We start from the raw sequence: 23408 nt of genomic DNA, 5'->3' as shown, positions 1-23408 counted from the left end.
GTTCAAGTCCTTTTACATTGTTTATTCGATAACCTTGGGCACCTTGAAAGCGCCTTCGGCGGCGGCCGGGGCGTTCCGCAGCGCTTTTTCGATGCCGATAGGGGGTTTCACCTCATCCTCGCGAAAGGCATTCTCCATCGGAACGGCATGAGCGGTGGGGATGATGCCTTCGGTGTTCAATTCGTTCAACTGCTCGACATAGCCGAGGATGGCGTCCATCTGCCCGGTCAGCCTGTCCAGTTCGCCATCCTGGAGGGCGAGGCGGGCCAGACGGGCGACATGCTCCACTTCGGCGCGGGTTATCTTCATTGCGGAAACCTCCAGATGGGAAATTAAGGGGTTTTACAGAGGCGCAAATTACCATAAAAAAGGCTCTGCTTTCAAGCTTTTAAACCTTCTCTCCTTCCCGGAGCGATTGCATTTGACAGGCGGCATGGTTAAAATTAAGCAGATGGTCGAGGGGCGTACTTCATATGACAGACGGGAGACAGAGATGAAGAGAACAGTGATTCTTATGGTAATTGCAGCCCTGACCCTGGCGGGCTGCGCGCAACCGGCAACCAGGACCCAGAAAGGGGCGGCAGTCGGAACCGGCGTCGGAGCGGCCACGGGAGCGGTGGCCGGACAGGTGATAGGCGGGGATACCAAGGGGACGCTGATCGGCGCGGCCATCGGGGCCGCGGTCGGAGGTGTCGCCGGCGGAGCCATGGGACGGATGATGGATAATCAGGAGGCGGCCTTCAGGCAGGAGCTGGCGGGGGTGGAAGGGGCCAATGTGCAGCGCAACGCCAACACTCTGGCTCTGACCTTCAAGGCGGATACCCTGTTCGACGTTGATTCGTCGGCCGTCAAGCCCGGCTTCTACGATGAGCTCACCCGGGTCTCCAGGGTGCTGAACCAGTATCCCCAGACCAACATCATTATCGCCGGTCATACGGACAGCACCGGTTCGGAGACGTACAACCAGCAGCTCTCGGACCGGCGGGCGGCCAATGTCAAGAACGCCCTGGTCGGCCAGGGGGTCAACGCGGCGCGGATGACCGCCATCGGATACGGGGAAACCAGCCCCATCGCCGATAACAGCACTGATTATGGTCGGCAGTTGAACCGGCGCGTGGAAATCACCATCGCGCCGCAGTAAACAAGCAAGATGGCTTAGCCATCCTCTGAGTTTTTGCGAGCGCATCAAACAAGCAAACTGAAAAACGACGCGGTCCGGCTTTATTCCCGTAGAAGCCGGACCGTGTCGTTTTCAGATTGATTCATCCTTCTTGTCTTCCAGCTTTTTTTCTTCTTCCTTTTTTTCTTCTTCCTCTTCCTTGACCCCCTCCTTGAAATTGCGAATGCTCTTGCCGAGCGCCCCTCCGATCTGGGGAAGCTTGCCGGCGCCGAAAATAATCAGCACCAGCACGAGGATGATGATCAGTTCCTGGGTTCCGAGTCCGAACATGGGGTTTTTCTCCTGTCTTGCGGGTTGAAGCGTTATCGAACCCTATTATATACACCGTTCAAGGTGTAAATCTCAACGACTACCTTTTATCCGCCGCCCTTCAGGCCCCTCCCGGAGGCAGGCGAAGGAGCAGAACCTCCATTTCCGTTCCGGCGATTATCTCCGGACTGTCTCCCGGGACCGGAAGCAGAGCCTGCGCCCCCTGTATGCTGCGGTTCTGACCCGATCCCTGACGGGGTGAGGGAGTGAAGAGATAGCGGCCTTCCCGCTCCTGCAGGGTTCCCCAGAGAAAACGCTGCCGTTTTTCCCCTCCGCTGATGTCGGCAGTCAGGGTGACGCGCAGGCGCGGCGGCAGGGGATCGCGATGTCCGGCGAGCCTTCGCAGGGCAGGGCGGACAAACAGTTCGAAGGTGGCCGCCGAGGCGGCCGGATTACCGGGGAGTCCGAACACTGTCGTGCCCCGCGCGGTCCCGAAGAGGACGGGTTTGCCCGGTTTTATTCCCACCCGCCAGAAACCGAGCTCGAAGCCGTGTTCCAGCAGGATCTCCTGCACATAGTCGCGGTCGCCCACGGAAACCCCGCCGGTGCTGATAAGCATGTCGGCCTCGAGCCCCTTGGCTATTCTGGCGCTCAGGTCCTGGGGATTGTCCCGGGCGATGCCGAGGGGTACGACACGGCACCCCGACTCCTGAAGCCGGGCCGCGAGAAGGTGAAAGTTGGAGTTCACGATCTGCCCGGGGCCGGGGGCGGAGCCGAGCTCCACCAGCTCGTCACCGGTGGAGAGGAGGGCGACGCGGGGGGTGGGATGAACCTTGAGAGCCGTAATGCCGCCGGCCGCCAGCAGCCCCATTTCACCGGAATAAACAGGGCAGCCGGGACCCAGGAGCGGTTCCCCCCGGCCGAATTCCTCGCCGCGACTGCGCACATGCTGACCCTTCTGCGGGGAGCGGGTGAGACGGATGCGGTTCCCTTCCAAGGCGGTATCTTCCACCGGCATAACGGTATCGCACTCCGGCGGCAGAGGAGCGCCGGTCATGATCTTCACCGCCTCCTTCTGTGAAAGACGGCCCGCGAAAGAGGCGCCCGCGGGGACGAATCCCGCCACCGCCAGTTCATCCCCTTCGCGTTGTCCGGCAAAAGCGAAGGCATAGCCGTCCATGGCCGAGTTGTCCGCCGGGGGAAGGTCCCAGCAGGCTTCCACCGATTCGGCGAGCACCATTCCGAGAGCGTCCGGCAGGGCCGTCTCTACCGGCGGCAGGGGTTGGACGGCTTGCAGAATCACGTCGATCGCCTGCTGGTATGTCAGCATGTTTTCCTCTGTTTTCAAGTCTTCTTCCGGATCTTCGAATATTCTTCGGGGGTGTTGACATTGATCAGCGACTGCTTCCAGCCCGGAGGAAGTTCGGCCTCGCTCACATAGCGAACGGACATCTGATCGTAGAAGTCGTAGATGCGGTAGTGCCCCTCCTCCAGCATGGCGCGCATGGGCTTCAGGCAGTCCTTGTGATAGAGGGCGAAGAGGGGTTCAAATCCGGCGCTGGTATGGGGAACGACGACCTGGTGTCCCTCGCGGTGCTCCAGCAGGACCCTGATCAGCTCGGGATCGGGATGGGGCATGTCGCAGGGGGCGGCGAAAATCCACTCGGTCCGCGCCTTGAGCAGGCCGGTATAGAGCCCCCCCAGGGCGCTGCCGGGGTAGATGTCGGGATGATGCGGTACCGTGGGCCGGGCCAGGTCGGGGCGGTCTCCGGCAATGAGAACGGCGGCAAAAAAGTCCTGCAGAACGTCAAGGACGCGCTCGAACAAAGGGGTGCCCGCCACCTCCAGGGTAGCCTTGTCTCTGCCCATGCGGGAACTCCTGCCGCCTGCCAGAATGACCCCTGTGACATCATCCACCTTCTTCATCGGGGAATCATCGATGTGAACGCTTTGCATCGGTGGATTATATCCGTGAAGGAACTGCGAGGCAAGGAGATATTCGGGGTTTCATATGTGCTGAGCCTCACCGACCGGAGAGAGTTTCCCCTTTCGCATCCGGCTCAGGCCGCAGCGCCCGCCGCCCTCTCTCCCCTCGGCAGCAGAAGCGACAGCCCGCCAGCCATGAGAACGAAGGCGGCGGAGACCCACAGGCAGCCCGTCAGGCCGGCTATCTGAAAAACCACTCCCGAAAGAAGGGTGCCGGCCAGGCGTCCCATGGCGTTGGCCATGTAGTAGAAGCCGACGTTGAGGGCCACCTGGTCGCTCTCGGAGTACGTCAGTATCAGATAGGAATGGACCGAGGAATTGACCGCGAAGACGATTCCGAAGAGGGCGAGCCCCGCCACCACGGTCAGCCAGGGAGAGAGGCCTGCCTGAACGCCCAGGGCGATCAGAACCGTCAGTGCCGCAAGGACAAATGCGCCGATGCTGGCCGTCCCACCCTGGGGCGTGCCGCCGGCCAGTCCGCGCCTTAGCAGATTTGGCGCAAGCGACTGCACGCCGCCGTAGCCGATCACCCAGAGGGCCAGAAACCCGCCGACTTCCGCATGGCTCCAGCCGAGGCTGGCGGAAAGAAAAACCGGCAGCCCCACCACGAACCAGATATCGCGCGATCCGAAAAGGAAGAGACGGGCCGCCGAGAGAAGGTTGATGTTGCGGCTTTTGGAGAATATACGGGTGAATTTGACCTTCTTTCCGGCTTGGCCCATCCCCCGGGGGAGCGAAAGAACGGCCGCCGCCAGCACCAGCGCCAGCCCTGTCGCCATCACCACCAGCGAGATGCGGAAGCCGAGCCAGGCGAGCAGTGCTCCGCCGAGGAAAAATCCGGCCCCCTTGAGGGCATTCTTCGAGCCGGTGAGGATGGCCACCCATTTGAACAGAGTCCCCGCGGCGTCCTCCGGGATCAGCACCTTGATCGCACTCTTCGAGCTCATCTTGGTGAGATCCTTGGCGATCCCGGAGAGAGCCTGGGCTCCCATGACATAGGCGACCGACAAGGCCACCGGCCAGGTCGGGTCGAGGAGCGCCAGGGCCAAAAGGGCGGCCACCTGAAGGGCGAGGCCGGCGAAGAGGGTGATTTTCAGCCCCAGGTGCGAGCCGATCCAGCCGCCGACCAGGTTGGTGACGACGCCGAAGAATTCATAGAGCAGAAAGAGGAAGGCGATCTGCACCGGCGAATAGCCGAGCTCATGGAAATGGAGCAGGACCAGCATGCGCAGGGCGCCGTCGGTCAAGGTGAACGCCCAATAGGCGCCGGTGACAAGGGTGTAGTTGCGAAGGTCGGTCATATTCCCTAGCTGTAAGCTTCAAGCTTCAAGCTTCAAGCTTCAAGCTGTAAGCTGATCTTCTTCGCGAGCTCCATCAGCCGGTTCGCGTAGCCCGTCTCGTTATCATACCAGATGAAGACCTTGAGCTGGGTGCCGTCGACGACCATGGTGGAGGGGGCGTCGACGATGGCGGATCTCGGGTCGCTCTTGAAATCGATGGAGACCAGGGGGCGCTCTTCGATGCCGAGGATTCCTTTCAGATAGGTGTCGGCGGCCTCGTGGAAGAGGGTGTTGACCTCTTCGGCTCTCACCTCGCGCTTCATCTCGAAGACGGCGTCGGTGATGGAGCCGGTGAGGAGCGGCACCCGCACCGCATGTCCGTTGAGCTTCCCCTTGAGTTCGGGGTAGATGAGGGTGATGGCGGTGGCGCTGCCGGTAGTGGTGGGGATCAGGGACATGCCTGCCGCCCTCGCCCGGCGCAGGTCCTTGTGGGGAGCGTCGACCACTACCTGGGTGTTGGTGGCGTCATGGATGGTGGTGATCACCCCGTGCTCGATGCCGATCTTCTCGTGCAGGACTTTCACCACCGGGGCCAGGCAGTTGGTGGTGCAGGAGGCGGCGGTGAGCAGGTGGTGTTCGGCCGGATCATAGAGACCGTCGTTGACCCCCATGACGATGTTCAGGGCCCCTTCCTTCACCGGCGCGGCAACGATTACCTTTTTAACCCCGCGGTCGAAATAAGGCTGCAGCAGATCCGTCGTGCGGAACTTGCCGGAGGATTCGATGACGATGTCGACTCCCAGGTCGTCCCAGGGGACTTCGCCGGGGGACTTGTATTCACTGAAGCCGATGGCCGAGCCGTCGATGATCACGACACTTCCCTCGGCGCGGATTTCCCGGTTCCAGCGCCCGTGCACCGAGTCGAATTCGAGGAGGTGCGCCGCGCACTGCGCTCCCCCTTTCACCTCGTTGATATGGACGATCTCCAGCTCCGGCCAGTCCCAGGCCGCTCGCAGGGCGAGGCGCCCCATGCGGCCGAAGCCGTTGATGCCGATGCGTATGCTCATGTGGATTTTCCTCGTTTCGGATTTCGTAGTTCTGATTTTTGTTATCCGCACCTGCCGGGCTTGTCGGCCAGGTAGCCGTTCAGGGCGGACAGATCCTTGCGGGCTTCCGGGATTTCCTCGAGACGCGCGGCCAGCAGCGGAAGCAGCTCCCGTTGCAGGAGGTGGTCGCCCTCTGCCAGGCGGTAATACATCCAGACCCCCTGGCGGCGGTCTTCCACCCAGCCGGCATTGCGCAGGTAGGCCAGGTGGCGCGAAACGGTGGACTGGGGGAGATCGAGAACCGTCATGAGATCGCAGACGCACAGTTCGCCCCGGGCAAGGAGCGCCAGGATGCGGAGTCGGGTTTCGTCGGCCAGGGCCTTGAAGAGTCGGGCTGTATTTTTCATGATTAATATTTATCCGCATAGGCGGATAAAAGTCAAGAGACAATTTCTTCAACTGTTGACGGATCTGTTCGCTCACCCCGCCATTCCCCCCGGCCTTTCGGCCAAAGAACGTTTTCCTTCATTCTCCCCAACCGGAAAAATCCCTGCACCGACACAATTCTTCCCTGCCGATTCCTTGCGCACGGATATTGCATATTTAAATATGAATAAATAAATACAAGGAGAACTTCATCATGTTGAATGTCAGCGAACGCAAACAGCTTTACGCTTTCTTCTCCACCCTTTTCAGCTATCCGGATGAGGAACTGTCGGCCGCGCTCGCGCGGGGCGAAGGAGTGTGGGCCGCCGGGCTTTTCCCGGAAGCCCGGCAGCCTCCGAAGCTCGCGGGAGAAGCGCAGACGGAGGAGCTTCAGGCCGCCTTTACCGGGCTGTTCATCAACCGCCTGGGCGGGGCGTCGGCCCCTCCTTACGGCTCAGTCTATCTTGAAGGTGGCGAGCGCCTCATGGGGCTCTCCACCCAGTCGGTCGCCGCGGCCTATCGCGGGGAGGAGCTTTCGGTGGACGGCTCCGTGGAGCCGGCCGATTATCTCCCGACCGAACTGGAATTCCTCTACTTTCTTGTGGAGTGCGAGGAGGAAGCCCTGGGCCGGGGCGATGTCGAAGAGGCCCGGTCGGCCGTGCGCAAACAGGGCGATTTCTGCCAGGCTCTGCTGCATCCCTGGGTGCCGGAATTCTGCCGGCGGATCAGGGCTGATCGAGACGCCCACCCTCTCTATATCTGGGGCGCCGGCCTGTTTGAGCGATTCTGCGAGTGCGAGAAAAATTGGCTGGAGCGGCTTGCCTGAAGGAGATTTTCCATAATAAGGAGGAATTAATTGCATGAGGTGAAGCAAGGGATATTCTTGTCTTAGGGGTACCCCATCAAAAGCCGGTCAGCCTGGAGAACCGCCATGACCCTCAGCTTTGCCGATCTGATCGATCTCGACATCGTTCGGCCGCTGATACAGAGCTTCTCCCGGACCTCGGGACTGCCGATGTCCATCGTCGATGTGGAAGGCAATGTGCTGGTCACTTGCGGATGGCAAAAAGTCTGCACCTACTTTCATCGTCGTTTTCCAGTCCCCCTGCAGCGTTGCATCGACAGTGATACCGATTTTTCCCACTTCATCCGGGATGGCCGTCCCCCCGCCGCCGGCGAGTACTTTGAATCCTTTTGCCGCAACGGCCTGGTGCATATCGGATTTCCGATCATGGTCGAGGGAGAGCATCTGGCGACGCTCTTTCTTTCGCAGTTCTTTTACGAGGCTCCGGACCTGGAGCGATTTCGCCGTCAGGCACTGGAACTCGGCATGGACGAGGAGCCCTATCTGGAGGCGGTGGGGACGGTCCCCGTCATCAGCAGGGAACGGGTCGAGGATGTTATCGGGTTCTTCTCCGGTTTTGCCAAGCTGCTGGCGAGACTGGGAAGCGGACGTCTGCGGGAAATTGAATCCCGCAATCTTCTGGAGGCCTCGGAGAGGAAGTTTCGCTCCATCTTCGAAAGCGCCCTCGACTCCATCGTGCTCGTGGCCCCGGACGGCCGCCTGCTCGAAGCAAACCCGCAGACCTACTGCAACCTCGGATACAGCCTGGAGGAACTGCTGCGCCTGACCAAACACGATATTCACGCCCCGGAGGAGCACCAACGGATCACCGACTACATCGACAAGGTTATGCGTGAGGGCAGCGCCAGGATGGAGACTGTTCAGGTGCGCAAGGACGGTTCCCTCCTGCCGGTGGAGATCAGCGGTCGCCGGGTAGATTTCATGGGCGAGCCGGCGGTCCTTTGCCTAACCAGGGACATCACCGAGCGCAGGAAGGCGGAGGAGGCTCAGAAGCGGGCCTTTGAAAATGCGGAGGAGGCCCGGGAGAAGATCGATGCCATTCTCGAGTCGGTGGGAGACGGCCTGGTGGTCAGTGACCTCTCAGGCCGAGTCGTCCTGATGAACCAAGCCGCTGAGCGCCTGCTGGGAATCCCCTTCTCCGCCATCCCCTCAGGGCATGTCGATGCCCTGCTGCCGGAAGAGAGGGTCAGACAGCAGATTGCCGCTACCCGCACCCGCGGAGAGGAACAGGGGCCCGTCGAGTGGGAGGTGGGGACGCGGAAGGGGACCGGCGTTCAGACCCTGAAGGTTAGGTCGATGCCGGTTCGCACGGCGGAGGGGCGGCTGAGCGGGACGATCACCCTGCTGCAGGACATTACCCGTGAGCGCGAGCTCGATCAGTTGAAAGACGAGTTCATCTCCACCGCCGCCCACGAGCTGCGCACGCCGCTGACGACGGTCATGGGGTATGTCGAACTCCTTCAGCACAAGGACGAATATGCCTTCAGTCCCGAGGAACAGAGAGAATTCCTCGAACTCATTTATCAGAAGTCCGAGATTCTCGCCAAGATCATGGACGACCTCCTCGACCTCAGTCGACTTCGTGCGGGACATCTGATCGTCCTCAAGAAGTCTCCGGAGGATCTCGTGGGCCTCATCGACGAGGCGGTTGCATCCTACCGCGAAATAACAAAAAAGCACGACTTCGTCCTCGATCTGCCGGACTCGCCTCTTCGGTTTTCGCTGGATGCAGGAAAGATCGGGCAGGTCCTGGAAAACCTTCTCAGCAACGCAGTGAAATTTTCACCGGCGGGCGGACGCATCACGGTCAGTGCACGGCGCACCGATGGTGAGATCCAGGTGACCGTGGGGGATCAGGGGATCGGCATGGGCCCGGAGCAGATAGAGCGGATTTTCGAAAAGTTCTACAGGGTCGACGCGTCGATGACCGCCGTCAGTGGCTTTGGGCTGGGAATGCACATCGTCAGGAGCATCGTGGAGGCCCACAGCGGGCATATCTGGGTCGAGAGCGAACCTGGCAGCGGAACGCGCGTTCATTTCACGCTGCCCCTGATGGAAAAGGATGAACCGGCCCTTTTGCCGGATAGAAAGAGGATTCTTCCCCTAAAATGAATTGCTTTGGCCTGGAAAGACATTTTGTGTAGAATGGCCCCGTCCTGGCTGACAAAGCCTCAAATTGCCAGTGAATTCAAGGTCGGCCGAACACTGGCCGTATGGTAAGCAAGGACGGGACGGGTAAATGCTTGCAGCCCTGAAAAGCCGGTGGAAGAACCCCTCGCCCGGCGAATCGATCATGGTGTACTACGCCGCCGCCATTCTCCTGGGGGCGCTCCTTCTGTCCACACCCCTGGCCGCCCGGGGCGAGGCGCTCTCCTTTCTGGACGCCCTGTTCACGGCGACTTCGGCCCAATGCGTGACCGGCCTGATCGTGGTGGACACCGGGACCCGGCTGAGCCTGTTCGGACAGATGGTGGTCCTCGGTCTCATCCAGATCGGCGGTCTGGGCATCATGACGTTTTCCGTCTACTTCTTCCTCTATCTGCGGGCCGGGGTGAGCTTGCGGGGCCGATGGGTCCTTCAGGAGACCCTCATGCACAAGCCGGTCGGCTCCCTGCCGGAGCTGATCAAGGGAATCTTCCTCATGACCATCGTCATCGAGGGTGTCGGCGCCCTCTTTCTCTCCCTCGCCTTCATCCCTGATCTCGGTCTGGCGGAGGGCATTTACTCGGGAATATTCCATTCCGTTTCCGCTTTCTGCAACGCGGGGTTTTCCCTTTACCCTGACAGTCTGGTCGCCTATCGAGGCAATGCCCTGGTCAACGTGACCGTCATGGCCCTGATCATCCTGGGGGGGATCGGCTTTCTGGTTATCCAGGAAGTGCTGAGGGTGGGAATCCGGCGGCGGCGAACGGAGCGCACCCGGCTGTCCCTGCACAGCCGAGTGGTTCTGCTGACCTCGGTTTTTCTGATCCTCTACGGCACGGTCCTCATCGGATGGCTGGAGGCAGGCCACGCCTTCGCCGAAATGACTGTGGCGGAAGGATTCTGGACCGCGCTCTTCCAGTCGGTGACCGCCCGCACCGCGGGCTTCAACACCATCGACCTGAATGCCTTTCAAACTCCGACGCTCTTCCTCATCATGTTCCTCATGTTCATCGGCGCCTCCCCCGGCTCGGCCGGTGGCGGCGTCAAGACCACGACGTTTGCCCTGTTCCTGGGTGTTCTCTACAGCCGGCTCAGAGGGAATCCGAACACCAACCTCTTTCGGCGCTCCGTCCCCGACGAGATTGTAACAAGGGCTCTCACACTGGTCCTGCTGGCCGTCATTTTTATCGGAATCGCCCTCTTCGGACTGCTGATCGCCCAGAGCCAAGTGGAATTCGAGCTCTCGCGCGAATTTCTGAATTACGCTTTCGAGACGGTCTCCGGGTTCGCCACCGTCGGCCTCTCCTTGGGGGCTACGGGAAACCTGGCAGGCGCAGGCAAGGTCATCATCATCGTTCTGATGTTCGTCGGAAGGGTCGGTCTTCTTACGATGGCCTTTTCGATTGCCGGGCGCCGCAAACCTTATGCGGCCCGGTATGCGGAAGAAAACATAATGATCGGATAATCACATGAAAAAGCGCTACTGCGTCATCGGGCTGGGAAACTTCGGTTTCCATGTGGTGAAAAATCTCTACGAGAAGGGCATGGAGGTGATCGCCGTCGATACGGACAAGGAGAAGGTCCAGAAGGTCCAGGACTGCTCCTCCTACGCCATCCTGGGCGACGCGTCGAAGAAGGATTTCCTCCTCGCCCAGGGGATCGGGGAAATGGATGCGGTGGTCGTATCGACCGGCGAGCGATCCCATCTCTCCACCCTCATCACTCTCTACCTGAAAGAAATGAAGGTCCCGCGTATCCTGGTGAAGGCCATCAGCGAGGACCACGGCCGCATCCTGGAGAAGGTCGGAGCGACGGAGGTGATTTTCCCGGAAAAGGACATGGCCGCCAAAACCGCACGCGCCCTGGCCACCCCGAATATCCTGGATTTCATCCCTCTTGCGGAAGAATATTCGATCTCCGAGGTCGATCCTCCCGGTCATTTCATCGGAAGGAGCCTGATCGACCTCGATCTCAGGAAGAAATTCCAGGTCACTGTCATCGCGGTAAAGGACATGATATCCGACCGATTCATCGCCGTTCCCCGCCCCGACTATGTCATCAAGGACAGCGACATGCTTATCCTCATCGGGAAGATGGTGGATATCGAAAGAGCTTTGAAGAAATAAGGAGGGGGATGACCTGGTTTCTCAATGAATGTGGCCGCCGAACGGAAAAGGAGCGCTTGCCCCGGTGATGCGTCTCTCATCTTTCGCCAGCCTGAAATGAGAGTTGCGTCCGGTACCCCGTTCTCCGGAACCGGGGCAAAACGCTCAAAACAGCGTAAGCTTCAGTGGGTCGCTTCCTGAATGACCTCTCTCAGCTCGTTGCGGAATTTGTCCGATGGCGTCACCACAAGATTGCAGGTGCCAAGCTTTGCGGAAAATCTTTCATCCTGCTGATTAGCTTCGTAGATTTTCCGCAGACGTTCGGCCAACGCCTGCACCTTCTGTGGATCCACGCGGTTTTTGAGGTTGTTGACCTGCCCCTCTTCAATCCAGGCGATCCCGAATTTTTTCGGAGGCTTGCCGATGAATACGAAGGCACGCTCGTCACCGGGGATAACCTCAAGGGGTTGTTTGGCTTCCGCCGATAACGCCTCCAGCTGAGGCCGGAACTTTTCCAGACAGTTCAAGGTCGGGCTGTATGGGTCGAGTTCCGGGTACTCCTTCTTCTCTCCGAACATCCTGTCAAAAAATCCCATCTCTCCGTCCTTTCCGGCTGGCGAAAAAAGCGTCAGATAAATACCATATAAAAAATTATCTTCATCGCAAGCGGAGTCGCCATTATTGATGACCTTTTGGGAGTTTTCGATGTTACTTCAGAAATCTCTCTTCGACGAAATCGGCGATTGCGGACGTATCGTTGAGATCAAGCAGCGGCACATCTACTTCCAGTGACTGATCGCTGGCGACGGCGATGAGCGTAGGATCATGTTCTTCTCCACGGCAAATCAATGTGGCGCTGCGCTCCCGCCGATTGATCTCGATCTTGGGCAGGCCGCTTTTTTTAAAACCTTCGGTCAGAACAATGTCCACATCCGAGAAATAGGTTGCCAGCAGCTCATCAAGGGGTGGAGAGACCGGATGCTGCTTGATCAGGGCAAGCTTCTCCGGAGAAGCAATGAGCATCGTGTCCGCTCCGGCCGCCGTGAGCCGGTAGCTGTCCTTGCCCGGATGGTCGATGTTGAAGCGGTGAGCATCATGCTTGATGACTCCCACCCTGTAGTCACGGTCCTTCAGTTCCCGGATCACTTTCTCCAGAAGGGTGGTCTTGCCGGTTCCGGACTTTGCCACGAAAGATAAAGCCTTGATCTTCATCATCTCTTCTCCTTGATTCCAGTTGAAAATAAACAGTTGCGGTAATCGGTAAGAACTTTTTCATGGTCGAAACAGAGCGGTGAGGGGAGCTCGTCCAGGGAAAAGACCACCGCCCTGGCCGCATCGTCGCCTCCGCACAGCTCTCCGCGGCCTTCCGCGGTGAAGACGAAGGAGATGTTGTGCTGGCGTGGATCCCGGTCTGGATCGGAGTAGGCCCCGAACTGGCGGAGATCGTTCAGCTCCAGCCCGGTTTCCTCAGCCGCCTCACGGATGGCCGCCTGTTCCAGGCTTTCGCCGTAGTCGACGAAGCCGCCCGGAAGCGCCCACCCCTTCGGTTCGTTTTTCCGTTCGATCAGGACGATCTTCCCCTCATGGCGGATGATGATGTCCACGGTGGGGAAAGGGTTGCGGTAGGTCGTAACCGTCTTACCGCAATGGGGGCAGACCAGTTTGTTCTCAGGCACGGCATGGCTCCTTGCTTCAAAAAATTTGATCTCACCGCAGAGTTCGCGGAGGAAAACCCTGTTAAAGCCATCGGTTGTCTCTGCGGCCTCTGCGTTCTCTGCGGTAAAATTGTTTTTTCAGGAATCCCGCAGGTTGAATCTGTTTATTTTCCGGTGCAGGGTGTTGCGGGCGATCCCGAGTGCCTGGGCCGTCTCGGTGATGTTCCACCGATGCGTCTCCAGGGCCTTTCTGATGGTCTCCACTTCTTTTTCCCTGAGCGCCTCTTGGGCCGGCGGTCCGAAACCTTTTCTGCGCATTACCGAAACCAGACTGTTTTCGAGGCCGCGCAGGGAGTGGAGCATCTGGCTCAGTTCGCCGGCGCTCATCTCCTCGAGAACATCTTCCTTGCCGTAATGCTCCCAGAAGCTCTCGAATGAAGTCGATTCTGCGAGGGGGGGACGTTCCTGGGAGGCCGGGGACGCCGTTCCGGATTTCCCGGAAGAGGGCGTTTCAAGGGCCCTGCCCAGGTGCGCCGGCAGGATGGTGTCGCCTTGGCAGAGGACCGCCGCCCTTTTGAGGACGTTGGCCAGTTCGCGGATGTTCCCCGGCCAGTGATGCCCCTGCAGCTGGTGCAGAGCGCCCGGGGAGAGGCGAAATTCGGGGCTGAGCTGCCGTATGAAATGCTCCGCAAGCTGCGGGATGTCTTCAGCCCGGGAGTGCAGGGAGGGGATAGAAAGGCGTACCACGTTGAGGCGGTAGAAGAGGTCCTCTCGAAAGGTCTTATCCCGAATCGCCCCTTCCAGGTCGACGTTGGTGGCGGCGAGCACCCGCACGTCGGTCCTGATCGGTTTTTCTCCCCCCACCCGCATGAATTCCCCGGTTTCGAGGACCCGCAGAAGTTTGACCTGGATCTGCGGGCTGGCGTCGCCGATTTCGTCGAGGAAGAGCGTGCCTCGGTTGGCCAGTTCGAAGATGCCGCGCCGGGTCTGGCCGGCGCCCGTGAAGGCTCCTTTTTCATGGCCGAAAAGTTCGCTTTCGAGGAGGTTTTCCGGAAGGGCCCCGCAGTTGACGGGGATGAAGGCCTGCTCGGCCCGGTTGGAGGCGGCGTGAATGAAGCGGGCCAGGACCTCCTTGCCGGTCCCGGTTTTTCCCTGGATCAGAACGTTGATGTTCTTGGAGGCGATCTTGAAGGCCAGGGAAGTCAGGCGCCGCATCTCCGGCGAATTGCCGACCTGAAAGCCGACGGCCCGGGCGATATCCGACCATTCTTCTTCGACATGCGTCCCCAACTGGTGGCTCAGGGCATAGGAGGCCGCCTTTTCGACCAGCGCCTCGATTTCACCGATGTCGTCGAAAGGCTTCTCCAGATAGGCGTACGCGCCGAGCTGGATCGCCGTAACCGCCGTCTTGATCGTGCTGTAGCCGGTCATGATGAGGACTTCGCAGCCGGGCTGGCGGGCCTTGATTTTCTGCAGAAGAGTCAGCCCGTCGGTGTCCGGCAGCTTCAGATCGACCATGGCCACATTGAAGCCGGTCGACTCGATCGCGCGCACCGCTTCCCGTTCGTTTTCCGCAGTGACGACCTCATGCCCCTTCCGCGTCAGCAGTCGACGAAAAAAGGTACAGACATCCGCTTCGTCATCGATAATCAGTATCCGGATCGGGGTCAATTCAGTATCACCTTCGTTCTTGAAAACCTTGATGACAGAAGACGGAGGACGGGTGACGGCCAAAACAAAACCCTTGAGCATGGAAGGCGAAGATGGCAAATTCCCCTCTGTCCTCTGTCCTCTGTCCTCTGTCCTCTGTCCTCTGTCCTCTGTCCTCTGTCCTCTGTCCTCTGTCCTTATTGCCTCTCCAGTGGAATGACGAGGGAGAAGGTGCTCCCTTCGCCCGCCCGGCTCTCCACCTCGATGGTTCCGTTGTGGGACTCGGCGATTCCAAGGCTCACCGAAAGGCCCAGGCCGGTTCCCCTGGTCGCCTCTTTGCTGGTGTAGAAGGGCGTGAAAATCTTTTTCAGGTCCTCCTCTTCAATCCCCGTTCCGTTGTCCCGTACACTCAGCACCACGGACTTTCCCCCCCCCTCCCCGCGAAGGAAGGTGGAAACTTCGATGATTTTTTCCTCATGCTCGGTTTCCGTCAGAGCATCCCGGGCGTTGACCAGGAGGTTGGTCAGCACCTGCTGTATCTGGGGGCCGTTGGCGAGCATCTTCGGCAGGTCGGGGTTCAGGCGCTCGACAATGCGGATCTGGTTGCGATTGATCTGGTACTGAATAAGGCTCAGCACCCGCTCCACCTCGGCGTTGAGGTCGATCTCCGTCGCTGGAAGCTGATCCTGGCGGGAGAAGGTCAGCAGGTTCTGGATGATCCGCTTGCAGCGCAGGCCGCAGTTGATGATGTCGGAGAGGACCTCGGCTTTATCGTCGAGGGCCTCATCACGCAGTTCCCGGGCCAGCATCTGTCCGGTGCCGATGATGACGGTCATCGGACTGTTGAGCTCATGGGCAACCCCGGCGGCCATTTCGCCGAGGGCGGCCAGCTTGGCCGAATGGACCAGCTGTGCCTCCATCTTGGTCTTGCGGGTGACATCCTTGAGGATGATGGTCACCGCCGCCAGCTGCTTCTCCTCGTTGAGGACCGGATAATAGGAGAGATCGAGGAGCAGTCCGGACTCGGTCTGCCAGCGCTGGAAAACCGGCTTGCCGGTCCGCTGGACCTCCTTGATAGGGCATTCGGGGCAGGGATCGGTGCGGCCGTGGAGCCTGGCAAAGCACTTGTTGCCGAGCGCGCGGTTCCAGGAATCGCTCATCTCAGGCGGCAGTCGGCCGTTGTGGAGCAGGACGTTGTAGTCTGTGTCGACCAGAAAGATCGGATCGGTCACCGCCTTGAAGGTTTCCTCCCACTCCTTCTTCGCCCGCGAGACCTGCTTGTAGAGACGGGCGTTCTGAATGCTGATCGACAGTTGGTCGGCCAGATGCTGAATGAAGCTGAGATCCGTCTCGCTGTAGGCTGACTCGACGGCGCTGGCGACGATGAGGGCGCCGATCACCTCTTCCCGCTTGAACATCGGCGCCACCGCCAACGTCCGCAAAGGGTCGGGGTACCGAGGATCGATCCGGACATGACCGAGTTCCTCCGGCGTCAACCGGAAGATCTCCGCTTTTTTACTGCGGATGACGTTCAGCGAAGGAGATTGGGCCGGGAAGTCGTCAATCCGGCAGAAATCCTCCGGCATCATCGCCTTGAGCGTCAGATTTCCCTCCTTCACCGTGACCAGACCGAGAAAGTCGCAGGGGAGGGTCTGAGGCAGCTTGACGAAAGCCCGCCCGATGATGTCGGAGAACGACATGTCGATATTGATGTCCCGGGCCAGCTGATGGAGGATCTCCAGGCGTTTGTTCTGTGTGAGAACCTCCTGGTTGCGCTTTTTCAGCTCGACATAGTAGTTGAGCTTGGAGGAGTCGACACCGGTCAGCTGTTCGAGCAGTTTTTCCCTGTTTTTCATAAATCCAAGCTGTAAGCTGGAAGCTGTAAGCTGTAAGCCAGAAGCTTTTAATCTTAAAGCTTGCAGCTTACAGCTTATAGCTTGCGTTTGTTTTACATCGCTTTGCGGAAAATGGCTTCGATGTCCTCCAGCGTCGCGTTGCGCGGATTGGTCACCAGGCAGGCGTCCTTCATGGCGTTGCGGCTCAGCAGGGGGATGAATTTCTCTTCCAGTCCGATATCCCCCAGTCCCTTGGCGAGACCGATGTCGGCGATGAGCCGGCGGATCGCCTCGATGGAGCGTCCGGCGGCGTCGGCAAGATCCAGCCCGCGCACATCCTCTCCCAGGGCGACGGCGATCTCCCTGAACCGCTCGGGGCAGGCGGGCAGGTTGAACTCCATGACGTGGGGGAGAATAGAGGCGTTGGTCTCGCCGTGATGCCGGTCGATGAGCCCGTCGACCTGGTGGGTCATGGCGTGGGTGGCGCCGAGAATAGCATTGGAAAAAGCGATCCCGGCGGTCAGGCTGGCCATGGCCATGTTGGTGTTGGCCTCCATGTCCCCTCGGTCCGCCACCGCCTGGCGCAAATTCCGGGAAATGAGTTCGATCGCCTTCAGGGCATGGATGTCGGTCAGGGGGGTGGATGCCAGAGAGACGTAGGACTCAATGCCGTGGGTCAGGGCGTCCAGTCCCGTGGCCGCCGCCAGCACGGCGTCCTTGGTCTTGAGCAGCTCCGGGTCGACGATGGCGATGTCGGGCACCAGCGACTTGGAGATGATGGACATCTTCAGCTTGCGGGCGGTATCGACGATGATGGCGAATTGGCTCACCTCCGAGCCGGCCCCGGCGGTGCTGGGGGCGATCAGCATCGGCGGCAGCGGCCGTATGATCCGGTTGATCCCCTCGTAGTCCTGAAGAGTGCCGCCGTTGCTGGCCAGGATGGCGACCGCCTTGGCCACGTCCGTGGGGCTGCCGCCGCCCACGGCGACGATGGCGTCGCAGCCGGAAGCCGTATACCTCAAGGCCCCCTCGGTAACCTCGCAGTCCTTTGGATTCGTCGTGAGGGAGGAGAAGATTTCGGTTTCCAGGCCGGAGGCATGCAGGTAGTGCAGAGCCTGATCGACCCAGCCGGCATGGATCACATCCTCATCGCTGACCAAAAAGACCTTCGATGCACCTATGCGCGCTGCGCTTTCGCCGATCTGACTCAGGGAGCCCCGGCCGAAGATGATCTCGGGTGTGACGAATTTACTGATGTTCACGGCATCTCCTGTTGATCAAGATATCATACCTGCCGGTTGGGAGTCATTTCCGGCGCGTTCGAGAGCGCCCTCGTTGTAAAGTGCTTTCCCCTTGATATGGTTTGAGCAAGAGGGAAACACTTTTCGGAACGGAGGAGCGAAATGAAACTGAGCGCACGCAATTGCCTCAAGGGGACGATAAAGAAAATCGTGGCCGGCGCGGTCAACTCGGAGATATTCCTCGAATTGCCCGGAGGCGTCACCATCACCTCCATCGTCACCAAGGATGCGGTGGAGGCCCTGAATCTTAAGGAAGGTAAGGAAGCTTACGCCGTGATCAAGGCTTCCAACGTCATGCTGGCGGTCGATCACTAAAGGAGCTGATGAAAAACGCCCATCTGCTGCGTTGTCCTCATCATTCGTCAACGACGTACCTTGCAGGTACGCCTTATTCCGAAGGATTTCGTCCGCCTTGCACCTGGGCATTTTTGATCAGCCCTGAAACATGGGTGCACAGCCACTATTCGCCTATTTCTCCAGCATCGCCACTTCTTCGCGCAGGATCTGTAAATCCACTTCGGTGCCGGCAGGCAAAAAGGAGGCCTCCTGCGGCAGGACGGCCAGTCCGTTGGCATTGACCATCGTCCGCAGGATGCCGGTGTGCTGGTCGCCGGCCGTGGAGGCGATGTAGCGCCCTTCCTTTATCTCCACCCTCACCCGTATGAAATTGACCTTGCCGGGCTTCTTCCTGGCGTCCTCTTTCAGGGTCGCCTTCACGAAGGGGCGCACCACCCGGCGATGCCCCATCATTCTCAGCAGGGCCGGCCTGACGAACTCCTCGAAGGTGATCATGGTGGAGACCGGGTTGCCGGGGAGGGAGAAGACGGGGGTGCGGTCCTTGAGGGCGAAGGCGGTCGGCCCTCCCGGCTTGATGGCGACCTTCCAGAAGAGCTGCTTCACCCCAAGATCGGCCAGCACGTCGCGGACGAAGTCGCGGTCTCCGGCGGACACCCCGGCCGAGGTGATCAGGGCGTCGCAGGAGAGCCCCTCGGCCAGTTTCTTCCGGTGATCTTCGGGAGTGTCGAGGGCGATGCCGAGCATCACCGGCTCGCCCCCGCACTCCCGCACCGCGGCAGCAAGGGAGAAGGAATTCGAGTTGATGATCTTACCCTCCGCCGGCGCCTGCCCAAGCTCGATGAGCTCGTCCCCCGTGGAAAGAATGGCGACGCGCGCCCGGCGATGAACGGGGACCATCACCATTCCCATGGACGCGAGCATGCTGACCTCGGGGGGGCGAATCACGGTGGCGGCCGGGATGATCACGTCTCCCGGGGAGACGTCCTCGCCGCGGAAGCGGATATGCTGCCGGAGGGTCACGGGCGCCAGAATTCGCACCGTCTCCCCCGACTCCTCCGCCTCTTCGAAAGGAACCACGGCATCGCACTGCGGTGGAATGGGCGCCCCGGTCATGATCTTGACCGCACCGCCGGAGACCACGGCCGGCTCGGGACGGCCTCCGGCTGGGATGTAGCCGGTGATCACGAGGGGTTCTCCGCTTTCGCAGTCGGCGGCACGTACGGCGAACCCGTCCATGGCCGAGTTGTCGCTGAGGGGCATGTGCCAGGGGGCGATGACATCTTCGGCCAGGACCCGCCCGGAGGCATCGAGAAGCGGCACCCGTTCAACTCCGAGGGTAGGGACGTTTTCCAGGATCAGGGAACGGGCATCTTCGAAACGGATGGTCATGAGGAACTCTCCATTGTGCGGAACTTGGAAGGCGGAACGGCTGCCGCTACCAGGCGGCCCGCTTCGAGGTGGAGGACCTGTCCCTGTAGTCGGCGGGACTGGTCGATGTCATGGGTCGAGATGATGATGGAGACCCCGGTGCCGGGGAGGGCGGCCAGGCAGCTCTCGAAGAGGGGCAGAGATTCGCGGTCGAGACCGGCCGTCGGCTCGTCGAGGAGGAGGACCTTGGGTTTCAGGACCAGGGCGCGGGCCAGGGCCACCCGCCGCGTCTCTCCGCCTGAGAGGGTGTTTGCGCGGCGGGATTCGAAACCCTCCAGCCCGACTGCCTGCAGAGCCCTGGCGATGCGGTGACGCTGCATATCGCCGCGGATTTCCCGCAGCCGCAGGCCAAAGGCGAGGTTTTCATTGACGGTGGTGTCGAACAGGAAAGGGGACTGTTCGACCAGGGTGATCTGCTGTCTCAGCTTATGTCGCTGCACCGCTCCCTTTACGGCGGCGCCTGCGAACAGGATCTCTCCCCGATCGGGCGGCAGCAGCAGGGCAAGGAGCTGAAGCAAGGTGCTTTTGCCGGCCCCATTGGGACCTGCAAGGAGATGAACCCTTCCGGAGAACAGTTCAAGCCGCTCGATGGTCAGGGCGAAATCCCCGTCCCCGCGGCGATACTCCAGATTGTGTACGGCAAGAATCGATTCCATAGGAGCTATCGCTGCTGCAGCAGGTTCAGAAAAAGATTCACGACAAGCGCCACCGCCATAAGGACGATTCCCAGGGCCAGGCCGAAGGCGAATTCCCCTTTGCTCGTCTCCAGGGCGATGGCGGTGGTCATGGTCCGCGTGTAGCCGCGGATGTTCCCGCCGAGCATCATGGCCACCCCCACCTCGGCGATGACCCGTCCGAAACCGGCGACCACGGCGGCGATGATGCCGAAGCGGATCTCCAGCAGCAACTGCCAGACGGCACGGAAGCGACCCGCCCCGAGGGTCAGGGCCGTCGTCATGATGCGGGGGTCGGCGCCGGCGACCGCCGCCAGGGTGTAGTTGGCGACGATCGGAGCCGCCAGCACCGTCTGGCCGACGATCATCGCCGCCGGGGTGAAGAGCAGGCCCCACGCTCCCAGCGGCCCCTGGCGACTGAGAAGGCCATAGAGGACCAGCCCGATCACCACCGTCGGCAGCGCCATCAGGGTGTTGAGCCCCGTCACCGCCGCCCGTCGCCCGGCGAAGCGGCCGAGGCCGAGGCCGGTGCCGGCGGGAATCCCGATCAGCGCCGCCAGGACGATGGCGCAACCCGAGGTATACACGGAGGTCCAGACAGCATGCACCACCTCCCGGTCGGCGGCTAGGACCATCGCCAGGGCGGCGCGCAGCGATTCGCTCAGGAACTCCATTCAAGACAATCCATCTTGAAAAACAAAGAATAAAAAAGGATGCACTCGCAAAAACTCAGAAGATGGCTAAGCAAAAATTTCGTCCTACAAGGCTTGGTGGTTTTTCAGGGGCGAAGGCATACATCAGGTATGTCGAGGTCCTGAAAAAACGCCGTAACGCCGTAGGGCGAACTTTTTGCGACGCCATCAAAAAGGGCTCTCCCTGGTGGAAGAGCCCTGCCGATTTCGCCTGTACGCACATGCGAAGCCAGAGGTCTCCTTTCCACAATGGGAGGCCGTGCCGTTTCCAGCAGGGCCCGGACCGTCCGCCGTAGGTCTGACCCTTAGGCGGTACGGTTCGGAGTTTTATGTTTTCGCATCAATCAGTTTTGCAATTCTCATGCACAAACCATACGCCATTCTAAAAAATTGTTCTTCTTTTTACCACAAATAAATTCCGATCGAATCACGAAGTCTGTCCGGCAGGGTGTTCCCGTCTGCGGGAGAAAGTCCAGTGGGAAATGGAAATCCGCGGCGCAAACTCGTTTTTTTAGAGTATATGTCGGGTTCCTCACCAAAACCCGATCGGCACAACCAGCTCAAGGGGAACAATAAAGGACGTTTCGTTCCAAAATGGAACCATGAGATCCATGATTGAACAACTAGACATTCTCAGCCATCCCTTCGTTACCGGGTGAGATTTGTTATATATTCAACAGCTTATAGCTGGTTGAGAAAATGGCATTCTTGTTGCTGTATACCCAACCATCGTTTTATTTAATCTGCTTGCGGCGCAGGTCCGGGCAGAACAATGAATTCCCCAACAAAAAAAGGAGAACAGGACAATGGCATTAGCAGACCAGACTTTCGGATTTTTCATCCCTACCGTTTCGCTCATGGGTGTCGGCTCCTCCAAGGAGACCGGCGCGCAGGTGAAGGCACTCGGCGCCAAGAAGGCGCTGCTGGTTACCGACAAGGGAATCTCGGGAATCGGCATGGCCGACCAGATCAAGAAGCAGGTGGAGGAAGCCGGCGTTTCCGTCGTCATATTCGACGGCGCTGAGCCTAATCCCACCGACAAGAACGTGCATGACGGCCTGAAGGTCTATCAGGACGAGAAGTGCGACTCGATCATCTCCCTCGGCGGCGGCAGCTCTCACGACTGCGCCAAAGGGATCGGCATGGTCGCCACCAACGGCGGACACATCCGCGACTGCGAAGGGGTCAACAAAACCATCAAGCCGATGCCCCCCTTCGTCGCCATCAACACCACCGCCGGCACCGCCAGCGAGATGACCCGTTTCTGCATCATCACCAACACCGACACCAAGGTGAAGATGGCCATTGTCGACTGGCGCTGCACCCCCAACATCGCCATCAACGACCCGGTTCTCATGGTCGGCAAACCCGCCGCCCTGACCGCCGCCACCGGCATGGACGCCCTGACCCACGCCGTCGAGGCCTACGTCTCCACCATCGCCACCCCGATCACCGACGCCTGCGCCATCAAGGCTATCGAGCTGATCGCCGAGTGGCTGCGTCCGGTCGTGGCCAACGGCAAGAACCTCGAGGCCCGCGACAAGATGGCTTACGCCGAGTACCTCGCCGGAATGGCCTTCAACAACGCCAGCCTCGGCTACGTTCACGCCATGGCTCACCAGCTCGGCGGCTTCTACAACCTCCCCCACGGCGTCTGCAACGCCATCCTGCTTCCTTCGGTCTGCGAGTTCAACATGATCTCCAATCCCAAGCGCTTCGCCGACATCGCCGTGGCCATGGGCGAAAACATCGACGGACTCTCGGATGTTGATGCTGCCGCCAAAGGGATCGCCGCCATCCGCCAGCTCTCCTCCGACATCGGCATCCCGGCCGGCCTTAAAGAACTCAACGTGCAGGAAACCGACCTGCGCATCATGGCCGAAAACGCCATGAAGGACGCCTGCATGCTGACCAACCCCCGCACCGCCACCCTCGACTGCGTCGTCGGTGTCTACAAGGCGGCGATGTAATACGGATGACCTTTCGTAGGGGCAATTCATGAATTGCCCCTACATAGTTCCCCCACCTGCCCCTACAACAATAGATATCTCCGAGCCCAGCCGCCTAAAGGAAACGTCCCAGGGTGCAGGGCCAACGGGCTTCGCTGGAAACGGCGGAGCCTCCCTTTCGGAAAGGAGATTTTGTTTCGTCAACCCCGGAAGGGAGAATAAAAAAATGGATAAGATTTTTCGCGTCAATATGTCCGACCTCACCACCTGTGTCGAAGAAGTCCCCCAGAAGTGGGCAGGACTCGGCGGCCGCGGGCTGACCTCGACCATCGTTGCCGAGGAGGTCGTGCCCACCTGTCACCCCCTCGGAGAGCTCAACAAGCTTGTTTTCGCCCCGGGCCTGCTCTCCGGAACCCCCGCCGCCCAGTCCGGCCGCATGTCCTGCGGGGCCAAGAGCCCGCTGACGGGCACCATCAAGGAAAGCAACGCCGGCGGCACCTCGGCCCATCAGTTCGCCCGCCTGGGGATCAAGGCGCTGATCATCGAAGGACTGCCTAAAAAAGACTGCTTCTACAGCCTGCACGTCACCAAGGACGGGGTCACCATCGCCGAGGAGACCGAACTGGTCGGCAAGGGGAACTTCGC

General features: G+C 60.0%; 24 protein-coding genes and 2 riboswitches. Of the genes, 8 read left to right on the top strand and 16 right to left on the bottom strand.

All coding sequences use genetic code 11. From position 1 onward, the window contains the following. Window positions 1–21: 21 nt before the first annotated feature. On the bottom strand, window positions 22–309 hold the full coding sequence (gene gatC, locus DTF_RS0110735) for an Asp-tRNA(Asn)/Glu-tRNA(Gln) amidotransferase subunit GatC (RefSeq protein ID WP_027715324.1): 288 nt from the start codon (window positions 307–309) through the stop codon (window positions 22–24). Between the two features lie 184 nt (window positions 310–493). On the opposite strand from gatC, the gene DTF_RS0110730 reads away from it, so the two are divergent. Next, entirely contained in the window at window positions 494–1141 is a 648-nt protein-coding gene (locus DTF_RS0110730) for an OmpA family protein (protein WP_027715323.1), read from the top strand. Between the two features lie 111 nt (window positions 1142–1252). Here the strand turns inward: DTF_RS0110730 and tatA are convergent, their stop codons facing one another. The 6 genes from tatA to DTF_RS0110700 all read right to left on the bottom strand — a co-directional run bounded on the left by tatA (window position 1253) and on the right by DTF_RS0110700 (window position 6148). Beyond that, the gene (gene tatA, locus DTF_RS0110725; RefSeq protein ID WP_027715322.1) at window positions 1253–1450 is read right to left on the bottom strand and encodes a twin-arginine translocase TatA/TatE family subunit; all 198 of its coding nucleotides are present in this window, start codon (window positions 1448–1450) and stop codon (window positions 1253–1255) included. Window positions 1451–1550: 100 nt separating this feature from the next. Continuing rightward, window positions 1551–2777, bottom strand: coding sequence for a gephyrin-like molybdotransferase Glp (gene glp / locus DTF_RS0110720; protein ID WP_051361228.1), 1227 nt, complete (start codon window positions 2775–2777; stop codon window positions 1551–1553). Then, window positions 2774–3385: a molybdenum cofactor guanylyltransferase gene (locus DTF_RS0110715; RefSeq protein WP_226989288.1), complete on the bottom strand. Its 612-nt coding sequence runs from the start codon at window positions 3383–3385 to the stop codon at window positions 2774–2776. Before DTF_RS0110715 ends, glp (DTF_RS0110720) begins: the two co-directional genes overlap by 4 nt. 104 nt (window positions 3386–3489) lie before the next feature. Continuing rightward, window positions 3490–4716 carry an organoarsenical effux MFS transporter ArsJ gene (gene arsJ / locus DTF_RS0110710; protein WP_027715319.1) on the bottom strand — a complete coding sequence of 409 codons (1227 nt, stop codon included), beginning with the start codon at window positions 4714–4716 and terminating at the stop codon, window positions 3490–3492. Window positions 4717–4748: 32 nt separating this feature from the next. After that, on the bottom strand, window positions 4749–5762 hold the full coding sequence (locus DTF_RS0110705) for an ArsJ-associated glyceraldehyde-3-phosphate dehydrogenase (protein WP_027715318.1): 1014 nt from the start codon (window positions 5760–5762) through the stop codon (window positions 4749–4751). A gap of 41 nt (window positions 5763–5803) precedes the next feature. Beyond that, entirely contained in the window at window positions 5804–6148 is a 345-nt protein-coding gene (locus tag DTF_RS0110700; protein WP_027715317.1) for a metalloregulator ArsR/SmtB family transcription factor, read from the bottom strand. Between the two features lie 233 nt (window positions 6149–6381). Between DTF_RS0110700 and DTF_RS0110695 the strand changes: the two genes are divergently transcribed. From DTF_RS0110695 to DTF_RS0110680, 4 genes are all read left to right on the top strand, one after another. After that, window positions 6382–6993, top strand: a complete 612-nt coding sequence (locus tag DTF_RS0110695; protein ID WP_027715316.1) for a molecular chaperone — start codon at window positions 6382–6384, stop codon at window positions 6991–6993. Window positions 6994–7098: 105 nt separating this feature from the next. Further along, window positions 7099–9144, top strand: a complete 2046-nt coding sequence (locus DTF_RS0110690; RefSeq protein WP_027715315.1) for a PocR ligand-binding domain-containing protein — start codon at window positions 7099–7101, stop codon at window positions 9142–9144. Window positions 9145–9271: 127 nt separating this feature from the next. Next, window positions 9272–10642, top strand: a complete 1371-nt coding sequence (locus tag DTF_RS0110685) for a TrkH family potassium uptake protein (RefSeq protein WP_051361227.1) — start codon at window positions 9272–9274, stop codon at window positions 10640–10642. 4 nt (window positions 10643–10646) lie between these two features. After that, window positions 10647–11303, top strand: a complete 657-nt coding sequence (locus DTF_RS0110680; RefSeq protein ID WP_027715313.1) for a TrkA family potassium uptake protein — start codon at window positions 10647–10649, stop codon at window positions 11301–11303. Between the two features lie 161 nt (window positions 11304–11464). Here the strand turns inward: DTF_RS0110680 and DTF_RS0110675 are convergent, their stop codons facing one another. The 6 genes from DTF_RS0110675 to DTF_RS0110650 form a co-directional block, all read right to left on the bottom strand. Continuing rightward, a complete protein-coding gene (locus DTF_RS0110675) occupies window positions 11465–11878 on the bottom strand; it encodes a hypothetical protein (protein WP_027715312.1) in 414 nt (137 codons plus the stop codon). 112 nt (window positions 11879–11990) lie between these two features. Then, entirely contained in the window at window positions 11991–12494 is a 504-nt protein-coding gene (gene mobB / locus DTF_RS0110670) for a molybdopterin-guanine dinucleotide biosynthesis protein B (protein WP_027715311.1), read from the bottom strand. Then, entirely contained in the window at window positions 12494–12958 is a 465-nt protein-coding gene (locus tag DTF_RS0110665; protein WP_027715310.1) for an NUDIX hydrolase, read from the bottom strand. The genes mobB and DTF_RS0110665 overlap by 1 nt, the downstream gene beginning before the upstream one ends. Before the next feature lie 117 nt (window positions 12959–13075). Next, entirely contained in the window at window positions 13076–14608 is a 1533-nt protein-coding gene (locus tag DTF_RS0110660) for a sigma-54 dependent transcriptional regulator (RefSeq protein WP_027715309.1), read from the bottom strand. Between the two features lie 176 nt (window positions 14609–14784). Next, window positions 14785–16443, bottom strand: coding sequence for an ATP-binding protein (locus DTF_RS0110655; protein ID WP_027715308.1), 1659 nt, complete (start codon window positions 16441–16443; stop codon window positions 14785–14787). 92 nt (window positions 16444–16535) lie between these two features. Continuing rightward, on the bottom strand, window positions 16536–17684 hold the full coding sequence (locus tag DTF_RS0110650) for an iron-containing alcohol dehydrogenase (protein WP_027715307.1): 1149 nt from the start codon (window positions 17682–17684) through the stop codon (window positions 16536–16538). Window positions 17685–17825: 141 nt separating this feature from the next. Between DTF_RS0110650 and DTF_RS0110645 the strand changes: the two genes are divergently transcribed. After that, a complete protein-coding gene (locus DTF_RS0110645) occupies window positions 17826–18038 on the top strand; it encodes a molybdopterin-binding protein (protein ID WP_027715306.1) in 213 nt (70 codons plus the stop codon). Window positions 18039–18191: 153 nt separating this feature from the next. Here the strand turns inward: DTF_RS0110645 and glp (DTF_RS0110640) are convergent, their stop codons facing one another. The 3 genes from glp (DTF_RS0110640) to DTF_RS0110630 are packed head-to-tail and all read right to left on the bottom strand — an operon-like array spanning window position 18192 to window position 20796. Continuing rightward, complete coding sequence (gene glp, locus DTF_RS0110640; RefSeq protein ID WP_027715305.1) at window positions 18192–19409, bottom strand: gephyrin-like molybdotransferase Glp; 1218 nt, start codon at window positions 19407–19409, stop codon at window positions 18192–18194. Continuing rightward, window positions 19406–20104: an energy-coupling factor ABC transporter ATP-binding protein gene (locus tag DTF_RS0110635; protein WP_027715304.1), complete on the bottom strand. Its 699-nt coding sequence runs from the start codon at window positions 20102–20104 to the stop codon at window positions 19406–19408. Before DTF_RS0110635 ends, glp (DTF_RS0110640) begins: the two co-directional genes overlap by 4 nt. A 5-nt stretch (window positions 20105–20109) precedes the next feature. Next, on the bottom strand, window positions 20110–20796 hold the full coding sequence (locus tag DTF_RS0110630) for an ABC transporter permease (RefSeq protein WP_027715303.1): 687 nt from the start codon (window positions 20794–20796) through the stop codon (window positions 20110–20112). A 239-nt stretch (window positions 20797–21035) separates the two neighbouring features. Continuing rightward, window positions 21036–21151: riboswitch (molybdenum cofactor riboswitch) on the bottom strand. A gap of 469 nt (window positions 21152–21620) precedes the next feature. Here DTF_RS0110630 and DTF_RS0110625 point away from each other — a divergent pair. Further along, window positions 21621–22784 (top strand): iron-containing alcohol dehydrogenase, encoded by a 1164-nt coding sequence (locus DTF_RS0110625; protein ID WP_027715302.1) that lies wholly within the window; start codon window positions 21621–21623, stop codon window positions 22782–22784. 66 nt (window positions 22785–22850) lie between these two features. Further along, window positions 22851–22968, top strand: a riboswitch (molybdenum cofactor riboswitch). 21 nt (window positions 22969–22989) lie between these two features. After that, window positions 22990–23408 (top strand): aldehyde ferredoxin oxidoreductase N-terminal domain-containing protein (locus tag DTF_RS27230; protein ID WP_304412866.1); only part of this gene is annotated, 419 nt, incomplete at its 3' end.

It is taken from the genome of Desulfuromonas sp. TF, from assembly GCF_000472285.1.
Classification (GTDB): Bacteria; Desulfobacterota; Desulfuromonadia; order Desulfuromonadales; family ATBO01; genus ATBO01.
Note: the sequence above shows the minus strand (reverse complement) of the source record. Positions and strands in the feature narration are given on the sequence as shown.

Coding starts and splice junctions, on each gene's coding strand:
- gatC (WP_027715324.1), bottom strand. CDS start 309: ATGAAGATAACCCGCGCCGAAGTGGAGCATGTCGCCCGTCTGGCCCGC.
- DTF_RS0110730 (WP_027715323.1), top strand. CDS start 494: ATGAAGAGAACAGTGATTCTTATGGTAATTGCAGCCCTGACCCTGGCG.
- tatA (WP_027715322.1), bottom strand. CDS start 1,450: ATGTTCGGACTCGGAACCCAGGAACTGATCATCATCCTCGTGCTGGTG.
- DTF_RS0110715 (WP_226989288.1), bottom strand. CDS start 3,385: ATGCAAAGCGTTCACATCGATGATTCCCCGATGAAGAAGGTGGATGAT.
- arsJ (WP_027715319.1), bottom strand. CDS start 4,716: ATGACCGACCTTCGCAACTACACCCTTGTCACCGGCGCCTATTGGGCG.
- DTF_RS0110705 (WP_027715318.1), bottom strand. CDS start 5,762: ATGAGCATACGCATCGGCATCAACGGCTTCGGCCGCATGGGGCGCCTC.
- DTF_RS0110700 (WP_027715317.1), bottom strand. CDS start 6,148: ATGAAAAATACAGCCCGACTCTTCAAGGCCCTGGCCGACGAAACCCGA.
- DTF_RS0110695 (WP_027715316.1), top strand. CDS start 6,382: ATGTTGAATGTCAGCGAACGCAAACAGCTTTACGCTTTCTTCTCCACC.
- DTF_RS0110690 (WP_027715315.1), top strand. CDS start 7,099: ATGACCCTCAGCTTTGCCGATCTGATCGATCTCGACATCGTTCGGCCG.
- DTF_RS0110685 (WP_051361227.1), top strand. CDS start 9,272: ATGCTTGCAGCCCTGAAAAGCCGGTGGAAGAACCCCTCGCCCGGCGAA.
- DTF_RS0110680 (WP_027715313.1), top strand. CDS start 10,647: ATGAAAAAGCGCTACTGCGTCATCGGGCTGGGAAACTTCGGTTTCCAT.
- DTF_RS0110675 (WP_027715312.1), bottom strand. CDS start 11,878: ATGGGATTTTTTGACAGGATGTTCGGAGAGAAGAAGGAGTACCCGGAA.
- mobB (WP_027715311.1), bottom strand. CDS start 12,494: ATGAAGATCAAGGCTTTATCTTTCGTGGCAAAGTCCGGAACCGGCAAG.
- DTF_RS0110655 (WP_027715308.1), bottom strand. CDS start 16,443: ATGAAAAACAGGGAAAAACTGCTCGAACAGCTGACCGGTGTCGACTCC.
- DTF_RS0110645 (WP_027715306.1), top strand. CDS start 17,826: ATGAAACTGAGCGCACGCAATTGCCTCAAGGGGACGATAAAGAAAATC.
- glp (WP_027715305.1), bottom strand. CDS start 19,409: ATGACCATCCGTTTCGAAGATGCCCGTTCCCTGATCCTGGAAAACGTC.
- DTF_RS0110635 (WP_027715304.1), bottom strand. CDS start 20,104: ATGGAATCGATTCTTGCCGTACACAATCTGGAGTATCGCCGCGGGGAC.
- DTF_RS0110630 (WP_027715303.1), bottom strand. CDS start 20,796: ATGGAGTTCCTGAGCGAATCGCTGCGCGCCGCCCTGGCGATGGTCCTA.
- DTF_RS0110625 (WP_027715302.1), top strand. CDS start 21,621: ATGGCATTAGCAGACCAGACTTTCGGATTTTTCATCCCTACCGTTTCG.